We start from the raw sequence: 15,480 nt of genomic DNA, 5'->3' as shown, positions 1-15,480 counted from the left end.
ACCCGCCTATGGTACCCTTGCTGGCGCATTCGCTTATCGAGACCGCAGTGCATATCTCATTGTTTTTCGCCATCGAACACTTTCTTAAGATTTGGGACAAATAAACCTGATTAATTTGTCCCATAACCTATCGGCGGGATGGGTTGAGAGGGGTGCGGGGTAGCGGTATCGTGAACCGAATAAAAACAAAACCCAAGTAAGGGAGTTGGATATGTGCGAGCAGACTATCGGTACCACGTGCGTTCAGGGCGGCTATCATCCGGGCGATGCGGAGCCGCGCCAGGTGCCCATCTACCAGTCCACCACGTGGAAATACGACACGTCCGAGCACATGGGCAAGCTGTTTGACCTGGAGGAGTCGGGCTACTTCTACAGCCGTCTGCAGAATCCCACGTGCGATCTGGTTGCCGCCAAGATCTGCGAGATGGAGGGCGGCACCGCTGCGATGCTCACGAGTTCGGGCATGGCCGCGAACTTCCTCGCGATCTTTAACGTGGCCGGTGCCGGTGATCACGTGGTCGCGAGCTCTGCTATCTACGGCGGTACGTATAACCTGCTCGCCCACACCATGGGCCGCATGGGCGTGACTTGCACGTTTGTCGCCCCCGACTGCACCGATGAGGAGCTGGAGGCAGCCTTTGAGCCCAATACCAAGCTCGTCTTTGGCGAGACGATTGCCAACCCCGCCCTTGCCGTGCTCGATATTGAGCGCTTTGCCAAGGCCGCGCATGACCACGGCGTGCCGCTGATGGTCGACAACACCTTCCCGACGCCCGTGATGTGCCGTCCCTTTGAGTGGGGCGCCGACATCGTCACGCACTCTACCACCAAGTACATGGATGGGCATGCGGCCTACCTGGGTGGCGTGATCGTCGACCACGGCCAGTTTGACTGGATGGCCCATGCAGACAAGTTCCCGGGTCTCACCACGCCCGACGAGAGCTATCACGGCGTGACCTATGCCGAGAAGTTCGGTCGCGAGGGTGCCTTCATTACCAAGGCAACCGCTCAGCTCATGCGCGACCTCGGCCCCATGCAGAACCCGCAGGCGGCGTTTTTCCTGAATAGCTCGCTCGAGAGCCTGCATGTGCGTATGCCGCGTCATTGTGAGAACGGCCTGGCCGTTGCTAAGTTCCTGCAGAGCCATCCCAAGGTGCGCTTTGTGAGCTATCCGGGCCTGGAGGGCGATAAGTACTATGACCTGGCTCAGAAGTACATGCCCAACGGTACCTGCGGCGTCGTGAGCTTTGGCTTTAACGGTGGTCGCGCGGCGGCCGAGACCTTTATGAAGAGCCTTAAACTCGCCCAGATCGCCACGCATGTGGCCGATGCTCGCACCTGCTGCCTGCATCCCGCTAACGCCACGCACCGTCAGATGAACGATGAGGAGCTCATCGCCTGCGGCATCTCCGCCGACATGGTGCGCCTGTCGTGCGGCCTCGAGGACACGGCCGATCTGATTGCCGACCTTGAGCAGGCACTCGAGCAGTGCTAGGCTAGCCTTCGCACAAGTCGCCGATGCTGGCAGAAAGCTTCGGTGACCTTTCGTTCCGATTCCGTAGGCGGGACCCCAATCGTGACTGTTCGCAGGCGATTGGGGCCCCGTTTTTGCGTTGTACCACTCGAAAGGATGGATATGGAGAAAACTGCAGAGCAGCTGCGCCGCGAGCGCATTGCCCTAGAGGGCGACACCCATGGCAAGAACAAATGGGCGATTCTGTTTACCGTGCTCATCATGACGTTTATGGTGTGTCTGGATTCGACCGTCGTGACCGTGGCGCTGCCCGTGATGCAAAAAGAGCTGGGTGTGGGCCTCGATCGCATTCAGCTGGTAAGCTCTGTGTATCTGCTTGCGACGTGCGTGGCTATGTTGCCGTTTGGCCGTCTGGGCGACGTGCGCGGCAAGGTGAATGTGTTTCAGCTGGGCGTCATCGTCTTTTCGGTCGGTTCGCTGCTGTGCGGCCTTTCGGCCTCGCTCGAGGTTCTTATCCTGGCACGCATTGTTCAGGGCGTCGGTTGCGCGGCGGCCATGGCTAACAACATGGGTATCATCACCGAGTCGTTTCCGGCGCGCGAACGAGGCCGTGCCATGGGCATTCTAGCGACCTTTGTGGCCCTCGGCATGATGTGTGGCCCCGTGCTCGGCGGCATGCTGGTGGCAAGCTTTCCTTGGGAGAGCATCTTCCTCATCAACCTGCCCATTGGCGTCATCTCGTTTATCGTGGGGCTCTACACACTGCCGCATGTTAAGCCGGAGGCCGGCGAGCGCCCCATGTCGCTGGCGGAGGCCGCGCGTCGCTGCTTTGCAAATTCGGCCTTCACCATCAATCTTGCCTGCATGCTCATCGTGTTTGTTGGCATTGGCGCATCCGAGTTTATCCTGCCGTTCTATTTTCAGGACGCCCACGGCTTTGGTTCCGACATTTCCGGACTGCTCTTTTTGGCGCTGCCAATGGTGAATGCCTTTATCGGCCCGCTTTCGGGAACGGTTTCGGACCGTGTTGGCTGCGAGGGTCCCACGGCGGTCGGCCTGGGCGTGTACGTGTGCGGTCTCTTTGCAGTAAGCACGCTCGACGAGCACTCTTCTATCCCTGTGATCGTGTGCTGCGTCGCATTTATGTCGTGCGGTACGTCGATTTTCCAGAGCCCCAACAACTCGCTGTACATGGGCTCGGCTCCGCGCGAGGCACTTGGCTTTGCAGGTAGCTTGGGCAGCTTGGCGCGCTATGCGGGCATGGCGCTGGGTATTACGGCAGGTTCGCATATCCTTTATGGGCAGATGAGCGTGGCGATGGGCGAGGCCGTGACCAGTTTTGTTGCAGGCCGTCCGGATGTATTCCTATTCGGCTTTCGCTCGGTGTTCTACGTGCTTATGGCTGTGGCCGCTGTGGGCTTTGCGCTTGCCATGGTGCGTTTGGTGAAGATGCGCGCCCGCCATTAGCGTGTTGGGAGGCTGTCTGCCACGATTCGCGCCGTCCCAAAAAGACTGGTTTGTGGTGCGATGCGGCTTGTGGGGCGGGCGGGGGTCGGTCCGTGGTAGACTATCGAACAACGTTTATTAATCGCGCGGTATCGTTGCCGCGAGAAGGGGTTGCGCCATGCAGGAGCTTGAGGATCGTATTCGCCATGACGGCATCGTAAAGGCCGGTAACGTCCTTAAGGTTGATGCCTTCCTCAACCACCAGTGCGACGTTGAGCTGTTCGACCACATGGGCGCCGAGTGGGCCCGTCTGTTCAAGGATGTCGAGATCAACAAGATCCTGACGATTGAGGCTTCGGGCATTGGCATGGCTTGCATCGCAGCTCAGCATTTTGGCGGCGTACCGGTGGTCTTTGCTAAGAAGGCACAGTCCATCAACCTCGATGGCGAGCAGTATGCCACGACCATCTACTCCTTTACCAAGCAGAAGGAGTACCCGGTCATCGTTGGCAAGCGCTTCCTGTCCGAGGGCGACAAGGTCCTGATTATCGACGATTTCCTGGCCAACGGCTGCGCACTCGAGGGTCTTATCAAGATCTGCGAGGCTGCGGGTGCCGAGGTTGCCGGCATTGGCATCGCGGTGGAGAAGGGCTTCCAGGGCGGTGGCGATAAGCTCCGCGAGCGCGGCTTCCGCGTTGAGAGCCTGGCCCGTATCGCCGATATGGACTGCGATACCGGCGAGATCACCTTCGCTTAAGCGCGCAACACAAGCGATTGGTATGCGATGTGACAAAGGGACTTTCCCTTTGTCACATTTTTTTTGTATGAGGGGAGGTGTTGATATGGATGAGAACAAGATGGGATGGCGCGAGTATGCGCGCTATGCCGAGATGTCGGTTGAGAGGTTGGCACGCGACTGCGAGGTTCAGGTGTTTCGTGCGACGGGCCCGGGCGGCCAGGGTGTGAACACGACGGACTCGGCGGTGCGTATGAAACATATCCCTTCGGGAATTACCGTGACGGCGCGCGAGAGCCGTAGTCAGTTTCAGAATCGCGCGAGCTGCCTGCGTAAGCTGCGTGCAGAGCTTGAGCGTCGTGGCCGTCCGCCGCGCCGTCGCGTCAAGACCAAAGTGCCCCAGCGATCGCGCCAGCGCAGGCTCAACGACAAGCACTTCAATGCGATTAAAAAGGCTAACCGTCGCAAGCCGGGCGGGGAGGAATGATCTTCTCAATAAGTTGCGGTGAAATAGGGACTGTTTCGCGGCTTTAACTGCATAAACAGTCCCTATTTCACCGCAACTTAGGTGGGGTTAGCGGGTTGGGTGCCAGACTTGGAGGGCGCCGGGTAGGATGTCGACTTCGATGCGCGAGGCGACGATGGGCTCGCCGTCGGCCTGGATGGGGTAGTCGGGCTCCTCAAAAGTTAGCTCGGCATGGCGGCAGCGGCGCATGCGAACCGGTGGCAACTTGGTATGGTGGCCGTCCTTGGCCGAAAGGAACATAGGCAGGGCTACCGCGCGAGGGACGGGGCCGCAGGCGTAGCAGACGTCGAGCATGCCGTCGCAGGGGTCGGCATCGGGGCAGATGCGATAGCCCGAGCCATAGGTAGGACCAAGCTGAATCGCCATGATGATCGCCCTCACGCGCTCGGCGGGCGCGCCGTCAAAGCTGACTGTCATGGGGTAGCTGCGATAGCGCAGGCCAAACTGCTCAAGTCCCGAAAGGGTGTAGAGCGGAGCACCCGTCAAGCCGGTCTTTTTGCGCAGCTCGGTGGTGCCAAGGCCGATGGCGGCATCGATGCCGACCGAGAGCGTCTGGTCGTAGTACTCAACGGTAGCCTCGCCGCTGCCGCTCGCAGGGCTCCACGAGCGAATGCGCCCGATGTCCTGACGCTGCAGCTCGCAGGTGAGCAGCGCGCCAAAATCCTTACCGGAGAAATCGTCGATGCCGAGCGTTTGGGCAAAATCGTTGCCAGAGCCCACGGGTAGGATGGCAAGAGCGGGGCGGGTGTCCTCCTCTTGCGTCATAAGCCCGTTGACGACCTCGTGAATCACGCCGTCGCCGCCAAGGGCGATAACGGTGCGATAGCCCTGGGCCTGTGCGGCCAGCTCCTTGGCGTGTCCCGTGTGCTCGGTTAGCACCAGGTCAAACTGGGATGCGCGCGCGGTCATATCCAAAAAGCGTTGCAGGCGCTCGGCAACTTCGCGTGCCGCACCCGACTGGGCGGCTGGGTTGGCGATGATGAGCGTGCGACCAAAATCAGTTGCGTGCATGGGGCGACTCCCGGCGTGTGACATGACAGTGCGGTCGCGCTCAGGTCGAATTGCCCCCGATTGTGGCTGCACGGCGATTATTACATCTACTCTATCAGGTCGTTGTGGCGCTCGATAGCATCCGCTACCGTACCGCCCTCATCCACAATAAGCGAGCGGCGCTTGGGTGAGATGATGCGCTGGGCGGGGTACACGCCGCGGTGTCCGCCGGTTAGGTAGCTGATAAAGGCCACGATGACAAAGAACCCGGCGGCCGTGCCGTGGAACAGGTCGATGGCCATCATACAGGTGGTGATGGGCACGTTGAGGCCGGCGCAGAACACGCCGAGCATGCCGAGAGCCGCCAGAAAACTGGGGTCAAGCCCGGTAAGGCAACCGATCCAGCCACCGAGTGCCGCACCGATGCCAAACAGGGGCGTGACCTCGCCACCTTGGAAGCCCGCGCCCAGGGTAAGCGCTGTGACGACCAACTTGATGGCTGCGTCCGCCAAGGTGGTGTTGCCTGCAAATCCGGCGCCGGAAAGCCACGTGGAAAGGCCGGCGTAGTCCCAGGCGTCAAGGAGGGCATAGGCGGCCAAAACCACGAGTGCGCCCACGAGTGCGCGAGTAAGGTAATTGGTGATAAAGCGACCGTAAAGGCTTTTGACGGTTCGAACCGACCAGGCAAAGAGGCGTGCCGTCAGACCGAAGATAATTGCGCTGATAACAACGATGACAACCGTCCGTGGTGTCATGTTGGGAACGCTGGCGATGACATTCGCCTCGTACTCGGTTCCCAAGGCAAGCGACGTAAAGTAGCCGGTAAACGAGGCGACCAGGCAATAGATGCCCGCGGTGTAGTCGATCTTGCCGATAAAGCACATCTCCATGCCAAAGAAAGCTCCGGCAAGGGGCGAACCGAATACGGCGCCAAAGGCCGACGAGATGCCGGCGAGCATGAGGTCGTGGTGGTCGTGCTTTTTGAGGTGGGCGAGGCTCGAGATGTTGCTGGCGATGGTGCCGCCAATCTGCACCGCAGCTCCCTCGCGACCGGCTGACCCGCCCGTTAGGTGTGTGAGCGTGGAGCAGACGAAGGTGAGGACGGCCATGCGCATATGGATGAGGCGTGTGCCCAGAGCGGAGTCGATGACCAGGTTGTTACCGCGTTTGGCGGCAAGGCCGTGGTTTTTGTACACCCATGCGGTGGCAACGCCCACAACGGGAAGCAGCGCGTAGACCCACGCATGGTGCTCGCGATAGTCGGTCGCGATATTCAGCGAGGCCAAAAACGCCCAAGCGGCAACGCCCATGGCGAGCGAGACGATGACGACGAGTATGAGCAACTTGGCGCTCGCGAATAGGTTGCGGACGTTGCGGCGCGTGTCGACAGCCAAGAGATGCTCGGAGCGGGTGAGCTGATGCCTGCCTGCCATGATGACGTCGTTAAGGGAGAAAAAGCCGCCGGCGTCGAGCGGTTGGGAATGATCCTGCGCCTCGTTTGCGCTTTCGGGTTTGTCGTTATGAGCCATATGTTCCTCTTTTAGGTTGCAACGCAAGCATTATAAAACGCGGTAAACGCGACGAGCCGGTGGGTTGGTTTCTATTCTGTTTCGCGGCCTGCAACCGACAGGTGTATTTGCGGGTACGGGCCGAGTCGCGGTCGTGCGTCGGGGGATTATACTGAGACAAGCATAAAGAATCGGCGCCCCTGTTGTGCGCCGTGGCATTAAGAGGTGCATATGGCAGAGAAACTCATTCCGCTGGATGACGCACAGTCGATTGTCCTGTCGCACGTTACTCCGACCGATCTCGTCGAGATTCCCGTGTGGCAGGCCGCCGGTCTTCCTTTGGCCAAGGATGCGGTGGCCGATATCGACATCTCGCCGTTTGCCAACAGCGCTATGGACGGATATGCCGTGCGCTCGGCGGACTTGGTGCAGGCATCTGGCGATGCGCCAGTGACGCTCGACGTTATCGGACACGAGGCCGCGGGTCATGTGTTTGGGGGCACAATCGGCGCGGGTGAGACAGTCCGCATCATGACGGGCGCGCCGGTACCCGAAGGTGCCGATGCCGTGGTGAAGTACGAGATCGTCGACGTGCTCGATGGCGACGGCAACGAGGGCTCGCACGTTCGCTTCTCGGCGCCTGCCAGGGTAGGGGAGAACGTTCGCTCTGCCGCCGAGGAGGCTCATGCCGGCGATGTTGTGATGCACGCCGGCGAGGTCGTGGCTCCGGCGGGCGCGGGTCTGCTGGCAAGCGCCGGATACGCGAGTGTGAAGGTGCACGCTGCCCCACGCGTGGGCATTATCTCGCTAGGCACGGAACTGGTCGCACCGAGTAAGGTACCGGCGCGCGGTCAGATTCGCGATTCCAACTCCTCGGCGCTGATGGCCGAGGCACTCGATGCCGGCGCCGAGCCCGTGTTCTACGGCATTGCGCCCGATGATGAGCAGGCGATTGCCGAGCTGGTGCATCGTGCCGTGCAGGAGTGCGATTTTGTCATTACGAGCGGTGGCGCCTCGGCGGGCGATTACGATTTCGTGACGGCGCTCGTCCGGCGCGAGGGCGAGGTGCTGTTTGACCGCATCTCGATGCGCCCGGGCAAGGCCATCACGTTTGGCTTGCTCGCAGGTAAGCCCTACCTGGGGCTTTCAGGCAATCCGGCCGCGGCGTATGTAGGCTTTGAGATGCTTGCCCGTCCAGCGATTCGCAAGATGCGCGGCTTTGTCGAGGGCGTGCGTCCCGTGCAGCAGGCGACGCTCACACACGGCGTGAAAAAGCGACAGCATCGCCGCTTCTTCGATCGCGCCACGGTTTTGCGCGACCCCGAGACCGGTGAGTTGTTGGTGACCGAGGCCAAGACGCAGAATTCGGCGCTGCTTGGAACTATGCAACGCGCCAACTGCCTGCTGCGTATTGACGAAGGACCGTGCGAGCTCAAGGCGGGCGACGTCGTGGATGTCGTGCGTGTCGACCTGCCTGAGGGCACGGTGCTATAGGAGGAATGCTATGGAGTTGAAGATTTCGATTGTGACGTGCTCGGATACGCGCGATCTTGGCCAGGACGAGGCTGGAGCCGCACTCGAGGAACTCATCGTGGCGCAGGGCTGGACGGTCGCCTCACATGTGGTCGTGCGCGACGACGCCAGCGAGATCGGTGATGCCATTGTGGAAGCCGCAGATGAGTGCCACGCCAATGTCGTGCTCACCTGCGGCGGCACGGGGCTTTCGATGCGCGATGTGACGCCCGAGGCGACGCGTGCCGTCTGCGACCGCGATGTACCGGGTATTGCAGAGGCAATCCGTGCGTACTCCATGACCAAGACGCGCCGCGCCATGCTTTCGCGCGCCGTGTGCATGCAGCGTGGGTATACGCTTGTCATCAACTTTCCGGGATCTACGAAAGCGGCCCGCGAAAGCTGGGAGGCCGTGAGCGACCAGTTGGAGCATGCGGCCCAAATGACGGCGGGCGGTGGGCACGCCAAATAAGCGCACTACCTGCGGCGGAGCGACCTTACGGGCTGCTCCGCCTTTTTTATGCAGCGACAGTGCAGCCGTCTCGGGGTTATCGGTAAAAGAAAATTATCGGGCGAGAGCTATTCATCAGAAACATTATTCGCGTGAAAGTATAATCTAGTAACAGAACAAAGCTCGCGGCGGGGCGCCCGGGTGTAGTCTTCGAAAGGGTTGAACATGTTCGATATGGTTTCTCGCCGCGGATTCGTCTCGCTTTCTGCTGTCGCCGCTGCTGGCCTTGGCCTTGCCGGCTGCTCCGACAATAAGGCACCTGAGTCGACTGGCTCCGATGCCGGTTCCGCCAAGACTTCGTCCAAGAAGGCTGTCGAGCTTCAGGTCTTCGCTGCTAACTCTCTCGAGAAGGCTCTGCCCGAGGTCCAGGAGCTCTACACCGAGCAGACCGGCACCACGTTTGCCGACACGCAGTTCAAAGCGTCCGGCGACCTTGTCGAGCAGATGCGCGCCGGTGCCGCCGTCGACGTGCTCATCACGGCCTCCAAGGGCACCATGGACGACGCTGAGACCGCCGAGCTCGTCGACGCCGGCACCCGTGAGGATATGTTTGTCAACGACCTTGTGATCATTCGCGCCGAGGGCTCCGACACCATGGTCGAGGCCATCGCCGACGTCGCGAATCTGGACGGTAAGATCGCCATTGGCGACGCTAAGACCGTCCCCGCCGGCAAGTACGCCAACCAGGCTCTGGCCTCCGTGGGCCTCTATACCGGCGCCGAGGGCGACGACGGCGAGTATGTTCCCGAGATCGCCGACAAGGTCGCACTGGCCGACAAAGTTGGTACCGCCGCCGCCTATGTGTCCACAGGCGACTGCGTGGCCGGTTTTGTCTACAGCTCCGACATCTTCCGCTACGACGGCATCGAGGAGGCCTTTGTGTGCCCCGAGGATTCGCACAACTCCATCGTGTATCCGGGTGCTGTTGCCGAGAGCTCCGAGCACGCCGACGAGGCCAAGGCATTTATCGACTTTTGCCTGTCCAACAAGAAGGCCCAGAAGATTTGGGCTAAGTACGGCTTTGAGCTTTCCGAGTAGTGCGGCTTGGCGCGATAATTCCATCGTTTCGTGTTTCACTCCGTCCTTGTATTCGCTTGGAGCTTTTCGTGCTTAATGGATTCCGCATGCTTGTCGCCTGTGCTTTGACCTTCGCGCTTTGCTGGGTGCCGGGATTTGCGTTTGCTGGGGTCGCTGAGGACGGGGCCCAGGTTGCTGCGACCGCTCATGGGCTTTCCTATGGGATCGAGGGTTTTGAGCGGTTGGCCAAGGGGACCGCTCGTGCCATGGAGGGCCAGCCTGAGGGCTACCGGTTTCCCGTTGACGAGGACGTGGACCTTGTAGTGGCGCCTGCTGCCGATCGCGTTGTGGTGTGGATATCGCCCAAGGCGGCCGAGAAATATGGATTGGATCCGCAGGACAACGAGTGCGTATCGGGTCTCAAGGCCCTCGTCTGTGAGCTCGACAGCGCAAACTGCATGGGAGGTGCGCAGCTAGGGGACGTTGATCTTCCTTGGTATGTTACGGCGGAAACAACGTTTGATGCCGGCGGGTATACCTATGGCTTTGATGTGCGTGGTGCGGATGGGGACCGCTATGTGGTGATTGCATCGGCCTCGGGTGATGCCAAGGGCGGCGCGCGTTGGCTTGATAGCGCTCAAATGGTAGAGGCATCGTCTGTCGTATTGCGGGATGAGCAGGGGCCCTTGACCTCTCTGGTCTCCTTTTTAGGCGGCATCGACTACCGCCCGTTTTGGGTATCTATCAAAACGAGCGGCCTTGCCCTGGTGATTGCCTTTGCACTGGGCCTGTTTGCCGCGTGGAAGACTATGGGTACCTCGAGTCGCATCAAGGGCCTGCTCGATTCGGTCTTTACGATTCCTATGGTGCTGCCGCCCACGGTCTGCGGCTTTCTGCTCCTCATGCTGTTTGGCCGCTCGACCGGGGTGGGCCAGTGGCTCATCGCGCACGGCATCTCGATCGTCTTTACCTGGCCCGCGGCGGTCATTTCGGCTGTCGTTGTGTCGTTTCCGCTGGTCTACCGCACGGCGCTCGGAGCCTTTGAGAGCCTCGACACGCAAATGCTCGACGCCGCGCGAACCTTGGGATGGTCCGAACGTCGCATCTTTGCCAAGCTCATGATGCCGCTCGGCTGGCCCTCCATCGCCGCCGGCACGGTGCTCGCCTTTGCCCGCGCGATGGGCGAATTTGGCTGCACGCTGTTCTTTGCGGGCAACTACGCCGGCATTACGCAGACCATTCCCATTGCGATTTACTTTGAGTGGATGGGCGGCAATACGTCGGTGGCTCTCTTTTGGGTCGTGGTCGTAATAGCGTTCAGCTTCCTGGTCATCCTATTCATCAACATGTACACGGCGCATTCTCAAAAGTATCGCGAGCGCGGTCTCTCCCGTGCAGAGCGCAAACAGGCCAAAGATCTCGCCGGACAGGGCGATTCGCTCGACCCGGTCGGCGGCGATGCGCTGCGTATCGATCGCGAGGCGTTGGCCGAGCTTATGCGCGATGACACGGTCGCAAAGGGAGGTCGATAAGCCATGTCGCTCGTTTTGGATATTAAGAAACGTTATCCCGGGTTTGCGCTCGACATGCAGCTTGAGGCCGGCGAGGAGCGCGTGGCGCTGCTGGGCGCCTCGGGTTGCGGCAAGAGCTGCACGCTGCGCTGCATTGCCGGTGTGGAGACGCCCGACGAGGGCAAGATCGTCGTCAACGGCGTGACTTTTTTTGACTCGGCCGCGGGCATTAACCTGTCGCCCCAGGAGCGAAAATGCGCCCTACTGTTCCAAAACTATCAGCTGTTTCCCAACATGACGGTGGCCGATAACGTGTGCGCCGGCGTAAAGGATGCGGGCGACGCTGCGGCGCGCAAGCAACTTGCCGAGCGCTACCTGAGTATCTTTGGACTGGCCGACTTTGCCGACCGCTATCCCGCGCGCCTCTCGGGCGGCCAGCAGCAGCGTGTGGCGCTTGCCCGCATGGTGGCGGCGCATCCCGGCATCTTTATGTTCGACGAGCCCATGAGCGCACTCGATTCCTATCTTAAGAGCGCCCTCGAACAGAACATGCTCGACCTGTTCGATGTATGCAACCGCACCGTGCTCTACGTGAGCCACGACATCGACGAAGCGTGCCGCCTGTGCGAGCGTATCTGCGTGATGCATGACGGGCATGTTGAGGAGATCGGCTCCGTCGAGGACGTGGTCCGCCGTCCGCAGACGCTGGCGGCGCTGCGCCTGACGGGCTGCAAGAACACAAGCCGGGCGCGCAAGATCGGCGACGAAGAAGTTGAGGCCCTCGACTGGGGCATGACCTTTAACGTGGGTCGCGAGGTTCCCGATAATGTGGCGTACCTGGGCATTCGCGCAAGCTACTTCCATGTTGACAATCGTGCGGAGCGGGGTCGCAACAGCTACGACCTGCATGTGGCCCGCGTGAGCGATTCACGTTTTGAGCGCCTGGTGCTGCTGGACGTGCCGCGCGCCGACGCGCCGACGCGCCTGCAGTGGAAGGTCAACAAAGTGCGCATGCCTGTCGACGAGCTGCCGCAAGCAGGCGAGACGCTGCGCATGCATTTTGATGCCAGCAGGATCCATTTGGTTTGTCGATAGCGCCGGGTAATGCCGTCGGGGAATATAAGCCTCGGCGGCTTTGTTTTTGCCGTTCGCCGAATGAGGGATGGCAAACTCTTATCAATTAAGATAATTATTTATTAAACGACGGCACACGAGGCTGTCGTACGAATGTCAACGGTGTTCGCATGGTCGACGACCGTTGATATAGTTGACCTTAACTTGTAAAGGAGGGTGCGCACATGCCGCAGATGACATACATTCGCCGCGTTGCCGCGCGTGCCCTATATATGGCTCGGAGCCGCATATGAGCAGGTATGTTCACGGCTCCGGGAGAGACGACGCACAACTAAATAATCAGCTGCAAAGCAGGTTCCCCAAAATTCCGGGTTTAGGCGCGGTCGGGTTTTCGCCACCCACCGTGCAGCAATACCGTAGCTATTCATTTTTGATTCGAGAGGGGAACCGTCATGGCTGAAGAATTTGATTTCCATCCGATGTGGGAGAGCCTCGGCATGAATCTTGCCGACCACGACATGCTGCTGGGCGCCGTGGGCCAGATGTACGGCGATATGTTCCTGACGCAGAACAATCGCCCCAAGTCCACGTCCTACCTGGATTTTGTCGCCACCAACATCCACAGCGGCCGTATTAAGGAGATGCTCGACAAGAAGGAGGCCGGCGAGGCCACCAAGATCGTCGGTTCGTTCTGTGTGTACGTGCCCGAGGAGATCGTACTTGCCTGTGACGGCATTCCAGTTGGTCTGTGCTCGGGTGCCGACTGGGCGACCGACAAGGTCGAGGAGCATCTGCCGCGCAACACCTGCCCGCTCATCAAGAGCTTTGCCGGCTTTAAGCTGGGCGAGGTCTGCCCCTACATTGAGTCGAGTGACTTGGTGGTAGGCGAGAACACCTGCGATGGCAAGAAGAAGGCCTACGAGTTCTTTGCCACGCAAAAGAACATGTACGTCATGGATATTCCCAACGTGCACGACGAGTCGACGCTCGTGACCTGGAAGGCCGAGGTTAAAAAGCTTGCCGCCAAGATCGAGGAAGAGTGCGGCGTCACGATTACGCCTGAGCGCCTGAAGGCTGCCATCCACGCCGTCAACGAGAAGCGTCGCGCCCTGCAGCGTCTGGCTGCGACCCGCGCTGCCGATCCGGCGCCCATCAGCGGTCTCGACAGCCTGCTGACCGTTCAGGCCGCCTTTATGGATGACACGCCGCGTCTGACCGGCGCCATCAACGAAATGGCGGCTGAGTGCGAGCAGCGCGTTGAGGCCGGCGAGGGTGTGGCGCCCAAGGGCACCAAGCGCATCCTGTACACCGGTACGCCCATGGCCGTGCCCAACTGGAAGCTGTTCAACCTCATCGAGAAGGCCGGCGGCGTCGTGGTGGGCGAGGAGTCCTGCACGGGCTCGCGCTACTACAAGGACCTGGTCGACGAGTCCGGTGAGACGGTTGACGAGATGCTCGACGCCATCGCCGAGCGCTACTTTAAGATCAACTGCGCCGTCTTTACGCCCAACGACCAGCGTATGAAGGACATTGTCCAGATGGCCAAGGACCTGCATGCCGACGGCATCGTCGACGTGGCCTTGCAGTTCTGCACGCTCTACGAGATGGAGTCGTTTGCCGTGGAGAAGGCCGCCGAAGAGGCCGGCATCCCGTTTATGCACATCACGACCGACTACGCCGGCGAGGATGCAGGCCAACTGCAAACCAGGATTGAGGCTTTCTTGGAAACCATTTAGGGCTATCCGGTCCAGCGGCTTCCCCAAGCACCCGATCTTGCCGTTCAAACCATCGCTTGCATACCAAAGTACGCGGCGCTCCTCTTTCACGGCAACCTCGGGCACCTGGGAAAGCCGTTTCCTTGGTTGGTTAAAAGGTTTGTTAAGGAGTTATATGTCGGAAAATATTGAGCAGCCGTTGCCGTCCACGTTTGAGGAGTTCAACGAGCAACGCAAGGCGGCGTTTATTCGCGTCAAGGATAATAAGCAGGCGGGTAATCGCCTGGTCGGTTTTCTGTGCAGCTACACGCCGCTCGAGATTATCGATGCCGCGGGGGCTGCGAGCGTGGCGCTGTGCGGCACGTCCGACGAGGTGATTCCCGAGGCCGAGAAGGTGCTGCCGGCAAACCTGTGCCCGCTCATCAAGTCTACGTATGGTTTTGCCTATTCGCAAAAGTGCCCGTTTACGTACTTTAGCGACATGATCATCGGTGAGACCACCTGCGACGGCAAGAAGAAGATGTACGAGCTGCTCAACGAGCTCAAGCGCACGCACATTCTGCATCTTCCGCAGGGCCGCGATCGAGCCTACGAGCGCGAGGGCTGGTACGAGGAGTGCCGTCTGCTCAAGGAGGAGCTCGAGAACTTCTACGGCATCGCGATTACCGACGATGATCTGCGCGCTGCCGTCCGTCGTCGCAACCGCTTGCGTGCGGCCCAGCTCGAGATGTTTGCGCTGCAGGCCAACCAGCCGGCGGCCATGAGCGGCGTCGACCTGATGAGCACCATGTTTGCCGGTACGTTTAGCTTTGATATCGAGGCCTATACGCAGCAGCTGGAGCAAAAGGTTGTCAAGCTGCGCGAGGCCTACGACGCGAGCGAGCGCCCGGTTGCGGCGGATGCCAAGCGCATTCTGATCACCGGCTGCCCGGTGGGCGGCGTGATCAACAAGATCGGTCGCACCATCGAGTTCAACGGTGGTGTGGTCGTGTGCATGGACGACTGCTCGGGCGAGCGCACGGCGGCCATGATGATCGACCCGGAGGCTCCCGACATCCTTCGCGCCATCGCCGACCGTTACCTGGATATCAACTGCTCGGTCATGACGCCCAACGACGGTCGTATGGAAAACACGCTGGCCATGTGCGAGAAGTATCACGTCGATGGCGTAGTGGAGAGCGTGCTCCAGGCGTGCCACACCTTTAACGTGGAGAGTGCGCGCATGCAGGAGGCTGTCGAGGGTGCGGGCATTCCGTACATGAAGATCGAGACCGACTACAGCAACGGCGACATGGGACAGATCGAGACCCGCATCGCCGCCTTCATCGAAACCCTCTAGCTTCCTCAGGCACCGGATCTTGCTCCTCAAACCGTCGCTTGCGTACCCAATGTACGCTGCGCTCCTCTTTCGGGGCAATCTCCGGCACCTGAGAAACCTAGAGCTAAGGCGCCTGAACGCG

At 60.3% G+C, this 15,480-nt stretch carries 12 protein-coding genes and 1 pseudogene; 11 read left to right on the top strand and 2 right to left on the bottom strand.

All coding sequences use genetic code 11. The features are described 5' to 3' along the window. Positions 1–211 precede the first annotated feature (211 nt). The 4 genes and pseudogenes from AAAX59_RS01050 to AAAX59_RS01035 all read left to right on the top strand — a co-directional run. Positions 212–1,495, top strand: a complete 1,284-nt coding sequence (locus AAAX59_RS01050; RefSeq protein WP_117629414.1) for an O-acetylhomoserine aminocarboxypropyltransferase/cysteine synthase family protein — start codon at positions 212–214, stop codon at positions 1,493–1,495. Positions 1,496–1,636: 141 nt separating this feature from the next. Further along, positions 1,637–2,941, top strand: a complete 1,305-nt coding sequence (locus AAAX59_RS01045) for an MFS transporter (RefSeq protein WP_349070103.1) — start codon at positions 1,637–1,639, stop codon at positions 2,939–2,941. Between the two features lie 157 nt (positions 2,942–3,098). After that, a complete protein-coding gene (locus AAAX59_RS01040) occupies positions 3,099–3,677 on the top strand; it encodes a xanthine phosphoribosyltransferase (RefSeq protein WP_117790618.1) in 579 nt (192 codons plus the stop codon). Between the two features lie 154 nt (positions 3,678–3,831). Then, a pseudogene (locus AAAX59_RS01035) lies at positions 3,832–4,143 on the top strand (peptide chain release factor-like protein); the annotation flags it as partial. A gap of 87 nt (positions 4,144–4,230) precedes the next feature. Here the strand turns inward: AAAX59_RS01035 and AAAX59_RS01030 are convergent. Further along, complete coding sequence (locus AAAX59_RS01030; RefSeq protein WP_349070099.1) at positions 4,231–5,193, bottom strand: diacylglycerol kinase family protein; 963 nt, start codon at positions 5,191–5,193, stop codon at positions 4,231–4,233. An 86-nt stretch (positions 5,194–5,279) separates the two neighbouring features. Next, on the bottom strand, positions 5,280–6,701 hold the full coding sequence (locus AAAX59_RS01025; RefSeq protein ID WP_349070097.1) for a chloride channel protein: 1,422 nt from the start codon (positions 6,699–6,701) through the stop codon (positions 5,280–5,282). A 210-nt stretch (positions 6,702–6,911) separates the two neighbouring features. Here AAAX59_RS01025 and glp point away from each other — a divergent pair, with 210 nt between their 5' ends. The 7 genes from glp (at position 6,912) to AAAX59_RS00990 (ending at position 15,359) form a co-directional block, all read left to right on the top strand. Beyond that, positions 6,912–8,174 carry a gephyrin-like molybdotransferase Glp gene (glp, locus tag AAAX59_RS01020; RefSeq protein WP_195503888.1) on the top strand — a complete coding sequence of 421 codons (1,263 nt, stop codon included), beginning with the start codon at positions 6,912–6,914 and terminating at the stop codon, positions 8,172–8,174. A 10-nt stretch (positions 8,175–8,184) separates the two neighbouring features. Further along, positions 8,185–8,664, top strand: coding sequence for a MogA/MoaB family molybdenum cofactor biosynthesis protein (locus tag AAAX59_RS01015; RefSeq protein WP_349070095.1), 480 nt, complete (start codon positions 8,185–8,187; stop codon positions 8,662–8,664). Between the two features lie 204 nt (positions 8,665–8,868). After that, positions 8,869–9,741 carry a molybdate ABC transporter substrate-binding protein gene (modA, locus tag AAAX59_RS01010; protein ID WP_349070093.1) on the top strand — a complete coding sequence of 291 codons (873 nt, stop codon included), beginning with the start codon at positions 8,869–8,871 and terminating at the stop codon, positions 9,739–9,741. Between the two features lie 68 nt (positions 9,742–9,809). Beyond that, a complete protein-coding gene (gene modB / locus AAAX59_RS01005; RefSeq protein ID WP_349070091.1) occupies positions 9,810–11,252 on the top strand; it encodes a molybdate ABC transporter permease subunit in 1,443 nt (480 codons plus the stop codon). Between the two features lie 3 nt (positions 11,253–11,255). Further along, positions 11,256–12,326, top strand: coding sequence for an ATP-binding cassette domain-containing protein (locus AAAX59_RS01000; protein ID WP_349070089.1), 1,071 nt, complete (start codon positions 11,256–11,258; stop codon positions 12,324–12,326). A 431-nt stretch (positions 12,327–12,757) separates the two neighbouring features. Beyond that, positions 12,758–14,041 (top strand): double-cubane-cluster-containing anaerobic reductase, encoded by a 1,284-nt coding sequence (locus AAAX59_RS00995; protein WP_195544610.1) that lies wholly within the window; start codon positions 12,758–12,760, stop codon positions 14,039–14,041. A gap of 154 nt (positions 14,042–14,195) precedes the next feature. Then, the gene (locus tag AAAX59_RS00990) at positions 14,196–15,359 is read left to right on the top strand and encodes a double-cubane-cluster-containing anaerobic reductase (RefSeq protein WP_349070087.1); all 1,164 of its coding nucleotides are present in this window, start codon (positions 14,196–14,198) and stop codon (positions 15,357–15,359) included. Positions 15,360–15,480 lie beyond the last annotated feature (121 nt).

Origin of the sequence: Collinsella sp. CLA-ER-H2, assembly GCF_040092405.1 — a bacterium.
Lineage (GTDB): Bacteria > Actinomycetota > Coriobacteriia > Coriobacteriales > Coriobacteriaceae > Collinsella.
Note: the sequence above shows the minus strand (reverse complement) of the source record. Positions and strands in the feature narration are given on the sequence as shown.